Annotated in this window: 5 protein-coding genes; 2 read left to right on the plus strand and 3 right to left on the minus strand. The window is 42.9% G+C overall.

Going from position 1 to position 3570, the window contains the following annotated elements:
- Positions 1-62 precede the first annotated feature (62 nt).
- The 3 genes from ABD915_RS09020 to ABD915_RS09030 all read right to left on the minus strand — a co-directional run bounded on the left by ABD915_RS09020 (position 63) and on the right by ABD915_RS09030 (position 1781).
- Positions 63-269: a hypothetical protein gene (locus ABD915_RS09020; protein WP_345117536.1), complete on the minus strand. Its 207-nt coding sequence runs from the start codon at positions 267-269 to the stop codon at positions 63-65.
- A gap of 115 nt (positions 270-384) precedes the next feature.
- The gene (locus ABD915_RS09025) at positions 385-945 is read right to left on the minus strand and encodes a biopolymer transporter ExbD (RefSeq protein WP_345117538.1); all 561 of its coding nucleotides are present in this window, start codon (positions 943-945) and stop codon (positions 385-387) included.
- On the minus strand, positions 945-1781 hold the full coding sequence (locus ABD915_RS09030; protein ID WP_345117540.1) for a MotA/TolQ/ExbB proton channel family protein: 837 nt from the start codon (positions 1779-1781) through the stop codon (positions 945-947). Before ABD915_RS09030 ends, ABD915_RS09025 begins: the two co-directional genes overlap by 1 nt.
- 530 nt (positions 1782-2311) lie before the next feature.
- Between ABD915_RS09030 and ABD915_RS09035 the strand changes: the two genes are divergently transcribed.
- Both ABD915_RS09035 and ABD915_RS09040 read left to right on the plus strand, forming a co-directional pair.
- Positions 2312-2638, plus strand: a complete 327-nt coding sequence (locus ABD915_RS09035) for an ElaB/YgaM/YqjD family protein (protein WP_345117542.1) — start codon at positions 2312-2314, stop codon at positions 2636-2638.
- A 5-nt stretch (positions 2639-2643) separates the two neighbouring features.
- Complete coding sequence (locus tag ABD915_RS09040) at positions 2644-3081, plus strand: phage holin family protein (RefSeq protein ID WP_345117544.1); 438 nt, start codon at positions 2644-2646, stop codon at positions 3079-3081.
- The last annotated feature ends 489 nt before the right edge of the window (positions 3082-3570 follow it).

Genomic DNA, 3570 nt, shown 5'->3' on the forward strand with positions numbered 1-3570 from the left:
TTACGCCATTTTCCTTACCGAACAGCGTGGTGCGAGAGGCTTTGGGGCTCAACAGGACACGACTAACCAAAAATGAATGGTGCATTGTTGGTGTATGGCTGGACAATGACAACAGCCTCTTTTGGCAGAGCTAAGGTCTGCTCTGAAGGGGGGTAGGTTACGCCATTTTCCTTACCGAACAGCGTGGTGCGAGAGGCTTTGGGGCTCAACAGGACACGACTAACCAAAAATGAATGGTGCATTGTTGGTGTATGGCTGGACAATGACAACAGCCTCTTTTGGCAGAGCTAAGGTCTGCTCTGAAGGGGGGTAGGTTACGCCATTTTCCTTAAGGAGAGCTTATGCTTTGAGCGTCTAGCTGAAATCAACATCCCCCCCAGAGAACTACTGTATGGGGGAGAGGTTCTCTGCCACAGGGCTTTGAGTTACACCGTTTACTGCATGTGCTGGTGCTAGCACCTCAGCTGTAGGTGTCACATTTGCATCGGCATCATGTGCCATATCTTTTGCAACAACATTGGAAGATTTTTGCATTCCCACCAGCCCGATTTTGGTATAGCCAGCGGTGCGTACTTGATTTAGCAAATCCACGACAGCACCATAGTCGATTTCGCTATCGGCTTTGATTAAAATTTTTGTTTCTAGATTTTGTTTTGTTTCTTTAGACAAAGCTTCAACAAACTCTGTTTTGCTGACAAGATGATCGCCAACATAAAGAGAATTGTCTTTTTGCAAAGTCACATAAAACGGTTCCTCAGGCTGCACAGCGGAGGTATTTTGAGTTATGGAAGGCAACTGAACAGGAATGACAGAGGTTGCTAAAGGGGCAGCCACCATAAAAACGATGAGCAACACGAGAACAACGTCAATGAAAGGTGTTACATTGATTTCACTGTGTACGCCGGCTTCCTCTGCCCCCCAATCATCATTAAAGTTTGCGTTCATTATTTATGACTTTTCTTCTGTCTGTGTCTATCGAGTTCACGGCTCAAAAGTCTCTCAATTGCGGCGGTGATATCGCCTAAATCATTGCGATAAGCACTCAAGGCACGCATAAGGCTATTATACATAACAACAGCGGGAATAGCGACAAAAAGTCCGATAGCCGTTGCCAGCAAAGCTTCGGCAATTCCAGGAGCGACCACATCAAGCCGCGTTGTTTGCGATTCGGCAATTCCAATGAAAGAATTCATGATTCCCCAAACAGTTGCAAAGAGACCAACAAAGGGTGCAATTGCGCCAATGGTAGCAAGAACAGCGCTTCCGCAAGCAACACGGCGCGCGGCAGCCAGCAAGCAACGCGATAAAAGCGAATGCACCCGCTCTTTCACGCCTTCATTAACATCACGCACAATCTCTCCATATCGCGCGATCTCCTCATAGGAGGAGAGATCTTCAGAAAAAGCGGGATGAGCTTGTCTTGCTTTTTGGTCTTCTGTTGCAATAAACTCGACCTGCTGTATCGAAAGATAAACCTCTTTAAGCGTTTCTTTTAAAAAGACCACACCGGGTCCTTTGCTATCTTTCAAGCTAGCAGCCAAACGGTTGAGAGTCTGAGCACTCAGCACCAATTGTAGTTCATGACGGGCTCTTCGTTTTGCCAAGGTAATTTCAACGATTTTTACAAAAGCAATAGTCCAAGATGCAAGAGAAGCGAGCAATAAAAGGACGATAACGGCTTTTACAACAAAATCAGCTGCCATAAACATCGAAAAAGGGGAAAGGTCATGCGCAGCCAACACAGCAGAGGCATTGTCTAAGGGTACTGTCTCAGATTCCATTTCTGTCTCACATTATTGTGGTCTTTATATTTTTATTTTTTGATCTTACAGCTCTGTGATCATCTGGCGTAGCACCACCTGCCCACAATACCACTTTTCTCTTATATCATTGGCCTTTTATGTCACTAGTGCTTAATCTTAAGAAACAAAACTTGATAAATCAAGTATAGTTTTATTTCAAGAAAAGTCTCTTTCAAGAGGGAAGCTTCAGGAAATTTTTTCTATACACAATTAAAATAGATTTTCCCACACTCTAAAATACGGCTTGCCAAGCCTCCTGGGTTGATTCAAAGAGCGCAAGAGGTGTTTTACGCACAAGACTGCTCTCACCAGCAAGATTGATTTTAACAACAATACTTCTAAATTGAATAAAGAGAGAGATAAATTGCAAAAAGAGAGGGAACTAAAAAGATTATTTGACGTTACTCCCCAGTGAAAATTTTACTCCTCAGTGAAATTTTACTCCAATGCAAATGAACACAATGAACACAAACATAAGATGCAATGCGTTTAAAAGAGGGACATGCAGTATGACCAACAACAAAAAGATAGAAAACCACAAGACAGCAGCAGAAAAAGACCTACAAACCCAATTAGAGAAATTACGCAATGAAGTTTCAGGTATAACCTCGACACTGTCTAATCTTAGTGCCAACAAATTGCACACAGCCAAAGATAAAGCGGAAAAACTTTATAGCACAGCAAAGGAAAGTGGCGAAGAGATTCTGTCTCAAGCCAAAGACAAAATAAGTGACCTTGAACAAGCCATGAATGAACGCATTCGAAAAAACCCTGGCAAGAGCGTTTTATTTGCAGCCGGTATTGGCTTTATTCTTGCTCAAATATTGCGTCGTTAATCGTCATGCATAGGTTTATCGCCCCTCTTTTAAACCATTTTTTTGATGGTGAACTCAAAAGTAGCGTCAAGCAAATGCGCCTTCAAGCCATTATCTGTGGGATTATTGGCATTTCACTGTTTATATCCGTGATATTTTTATGTATCATTGGTTTTATTGCGTTATGTTGGGTTATGAAGCCTGTTGCAGCAGCCAGTATCATGTTTTTCATCTGGCTTTTTATTACGGGAGTTGGTGTTTTTGTCAGCAAAGTTTTAAAATCTACGCGCCATTCTCATCAACAAAAGAAGTTAGAAGAACAACGCCATAAATTGATGACAGACGCAACGGTCTCAGGCATCTCGTTGCTCAGCAAGCATCTGCCTTTTTCTAAATTTGGCGTTCCGGTTCTTGGACTTATGACATATTTTTTGTGGAAAAAGGATAAAAAAGACCACTTGTAAGCAGATAATAAGATATGTACTCATCATTCTATCCCCCCAAAGTGCTTTCTCTTTCAAGAGAAAGCACTTCCTTTATTTTCCGGTCCCCCTCATTTATCACGAGCATATCAAGCGCTTTTCGATCATCACCTTCAGCGATCACATAGGATGACCGGCTCGGGGCTCCCAAAAGCGCGGCTGATTAGCTATACCTTTCCCCCAACAACACCCACTACACCGTCCACACCTCTGAAAGTCTTATCCCCAGAGCCTCTCTATTAAGAACATCTCTCCCCAAAAACACCTCTCCCAAAACACAAATACAAGATACCTCCCGAAGCCTTTCTCTAGAAATCTCCTCCCTCAAAAGCAAACCAGCTCTCCCGTTCTATCAAACTTACGTAAATATTCTCATTTCTGATTACATCTACTGTTGATTTCCTGCTTCTTCGAGGCTGGTTTCACCAAAGTCACAAGACATTGGCCAGAGCCTTCCTCTCCACAGGCTGA

The organism is Bartonella jaculi (assembly GCF_039543045.1).
In the GTDB taxonomy this organism is placed as follows: Bacteria; Pseudomonadota; Alphaproteobacteria; order Rhizobiales; family Rhizobiaceae; genus Bartonella; species Bartonella jaculi.

Excerpts from the sequence above, each read along its gene's own strand:
- ABD915_RS09025 (WP_345117538.1), bottom strand. The coding sequence starts at position 945 with ATGAACGCAAACTTTAATGATGATTGGGGGGCAGAGGAAGCCGGCGTA.
- ABD915_RS09040 (WP_345117544.1), top strand. The coding sequence starts at position 2,644 with ATGCATAGGTTTATCGCCCCTCTTTTAAACCATTTTTTTGATGGTGAA.
- ABD915_RS09035 (WP_345117542.1), top strand. The coding sequence starts at position 2,312 with ATGACCAACAACAAAAAGATAGAAAACCACAAGACAGCAGCAGAAAAA.
- ABD915_RS09030 (WP_345117540.1), bottom strand. The coding sequence starts at position 1,781 with ATGGAATCTGAGACAGTACCCTTAGACAATGCCTCTGCTGTGTTGGCT.